General features: G+C 72.1%; 4 protein-coding genes. 1 reads left to right on the forward strand and 3 read right to left on the reverse strand.

Annotation, left to right across the window (positions count from 1 at the left end; translation table 11 throughout):
* Nucleotides 1–37: 37 nt before the first annotated feature.
* From ACFU7Y_RS43155 to ACFU7Y_RS43165, 3 genes are all read right to left on the reverse strand, one after another.
* On the reverse strand, nt 38–307 hold the full coding sequence (locus ACFU7Y_RS43155; protein ID WP_224282942.1) for a hypothetical protein: 270 nt from the start codon (nt 305–307) through the stop codon (nt 38–40).
* Between the two features lie 213 nt (nt 308–520).
* The gene (locus ACFU7Y_RS43160) at nt 521–868 is read right to left on the reverse strand and encodes a rodlet layer protein (protein ID WP_224282943.1); all 348 of its coding nucleotides are present in this window, start codon (nt 866–868) and stop codon (nt 521–523) included.
* An 84-nt stretch (nt 869–952) separates the two neighbouring features.
* The gene (locus ACFU7Y_RS43165; RefSeq protein WP_224282944.1) at nt 953–1,297 is read right to left on the reverse strand and encodes a rodlet layer protein; all 345 of its coding nucleotides are present in this window, start codon (nt 1,295–1,297) and stop codon (nt 953–955) included.
* 299 nt (nt 1,298–1,596) lie between these two features.
* On the opposite strand from ACFU7Y_RS43165, the gene ACFU7Y_RS43170 reads away from it, so the two are divergent.
* Nucleotides 1,597–2,262 carry a hypothetical protein gene (locus tag ACFU7Y_RS43170; RefSeq protein WP_380771934.1) on the forward strand — a complete coding sequence of 222 codons (666 nt, stop codon included), beginning with the start codon at nt 1,597–1,599 and terminating at the stop codon, nt 2,260–2,262.
* Nucleotides 2,263–2,299: the final 37 nt, after the last annotated feature.

Here is a 2,299-nt window from a genome sequence, read left to right on the forward strand (position 1 = left end):
GCTCCCGACGGGGGCGGCCCGGCCTTCCTGGTTCCTGCTACATGCCCACGTCGCCGGCGTGCGCGAAGCCCGCGCCGCCGCCGATCAGGTCGGTGGAGGTGGCCGCGCCGCCCCCGAAGCCGCCGGCGACGACGTCGCCGGCGTGGGCGACACCGAAGCCCTCGCCGGCCAGGAACGGCTTGTCGGCGGAGGCCGCGAACTCGCCGCCGCCGATCACGCCGACGTGGGCGAAGGCCGGGGTGGCGGCACCCGCGAGCGCCAGTGCGGCGGCGGCGGTCAGGGCGGCCTTGGCCAGCTTGCTCTTCATGGAACTGCCCTCTCTCTGGGAGCGCCCCCGCGGGCGCTCTGACACGTGATCACAACCGGCGGTCCTGATCGGCGATCCACGCGCCGGACCGGACCGCCGCTCACCCGTCCGGACCGCGCTGCGGCGCGGCCGGGCGGACACCTCGTCCGCACAGCCCGGAGGGCCCGGGGTGGTGTTCCTCCCCGGGCCCTCCGACCGTGCTGCGCCCCTTGATCAGCCGATCAGGTGCGAGACACCGCCGTCGCCCGAGGACTGGGTGTTCTGGCCGACGTCGCAGATCTGCTTCGGCTGGTTGTCCAGGACCGGGACCTCGATCGGCACCGCGAGGCCGATGAGGGCGCCGACGGCCACGTTGTGGATCTCCGGCAGGCAGATGTTCGGGTTGTCCAGAACGTGGCTGTTCGGGCTGCCGTTGCCGTAGGTGCCGGTGTGGTTGGTGCCGCCGTTGCCCTGGACGGAGGTGGCGGAGCCGTCCGAGTCGGCGATGGCGGAGGCCGAGCCGGCGGACATCGCGAGAGCCGCGGCGGCCAGGCCGGCGGCGGCGAGGGACTTCTTGATCATTTCTGGCTTTCCTCTCGGGGCGAATCGGGGAGCGATTCGTAGGTGGATCGGAGGGTGGTGCAGGGAGAACGGAGCGGCGTCCGATCAGCCGACCAGGTGGGACACGCCGCCGTCGCCCTGGCTCTGGGTGCCCTGGCCGACGGTGCAGTACTGCCTGCCGCCGTTGTTGGCGATCGGGACCTCGACCGGGACGGCCAGACCGGCCACGGCGACCGCGATGTTGTGGATCTCGGGCAGGCAGATGTTCGGGTTGTCCAGGAAGTGGAAGTTCGGGCTGTCGTTCCCGACCGTGCCCGTGAAGTTGGTGCCGCCGTTGCCCTCGATCGAGGCCGCGGCGCCGTCCGAGTCGGCGATGGCCGAGGCGGGCGCGGCGGCACCGGCCAGCGCGGCGACGGCCAGGCCGGCGGCGGCGAAGGACTTCTGGATCATGGCGAGATCCCTCTCTGAAATGCTCTTTGGATTCCGTGCGTGCAACGCTGAGAACGCCCAGACCCGGTCTGCAGTCACTGACGTCCAGATCAAAGAACGACGGCACGGAAGGTTACGGGGATTTTTGAAAAGGGTCCCGGAGGCGCGACAGTGTAGGGATTCCGGTCGGATTATTAGCCCGAACCGGTTAACCGCCGCAATCCGTTCTCCTGGTCACTCGTTGAGCAGCTCGCTTTCCGGCTGCGGCCCCGCAGCCCTCTCCAGTGATCTCCAGTACGGACAGCAGAACGGTGAAAAGCATGAAGTTCTCCAAGCGGGCCGGCGCGATGCTGCTGGCGGTCGGTGCCGGCGTGCTCGCCTCCCCGGGAGCGGCCGGCGCCGCCACCCCGGTCGGTCCCGACCAGGTCGGCGCCCTGGAGGACGCGCTGGCCACCCAGCAGGTCCCGGCGGACATCCCGCTCGCCCCGCTGGGCAGCCGCCTCACGGCCGGCATCCCGACCTCCCTGCTCATGCCGCCGGTGCCCGGCCGGACCACCAGCACCGGCGGCGAGCTGATCCCGGAGCGGATCCTCCCCGAGCTGGGCACCGGCAAGGTCGGCCCGAGCGCCAATGCCGAGCTGCCGCTCCCGCTGGTCGACCAGGGCGCCGACCTCGGCAAGGTGCTGCTGGACGCCCCGGCCGCGCCGCTGCACGCCAAGACCCCCGGGCTCACTCTCGGCAAGCCGCTCTCGCTCGCCCAGGACGGCGCGGGCCAGCTCGCCGACGGCCGGTTCAAGGTGGACGAGATCGACCCGCGGCTGGTCACCGGCGCGGTGCAGGTGATCCCCGGGGCCAAGGCCAGCCTCGGCGGCGAGGACAGCAGGGTCTCCGTCACCGACACGGCGGGCGCCCTCGCGGGGACCACCACCGCGATGACCACCGGCGTGGTGGGGCAGACCGGCCTGACCGACCTCACCCGGCTCTAGCCGTCGCCCCGGCGAGGAGGGCACGAGAGCCCGGCAC

Origin of the sequence: Kitasatospora sp. NPDC057542 (assembly GCF_042801945.1) — a bacterium.
Classification (GTDB): domain Bacteria; phylum Actinomycetota; class Actinomycetes; order Streptomycetales; family Streptomycetaceae; genus Kitasatospora.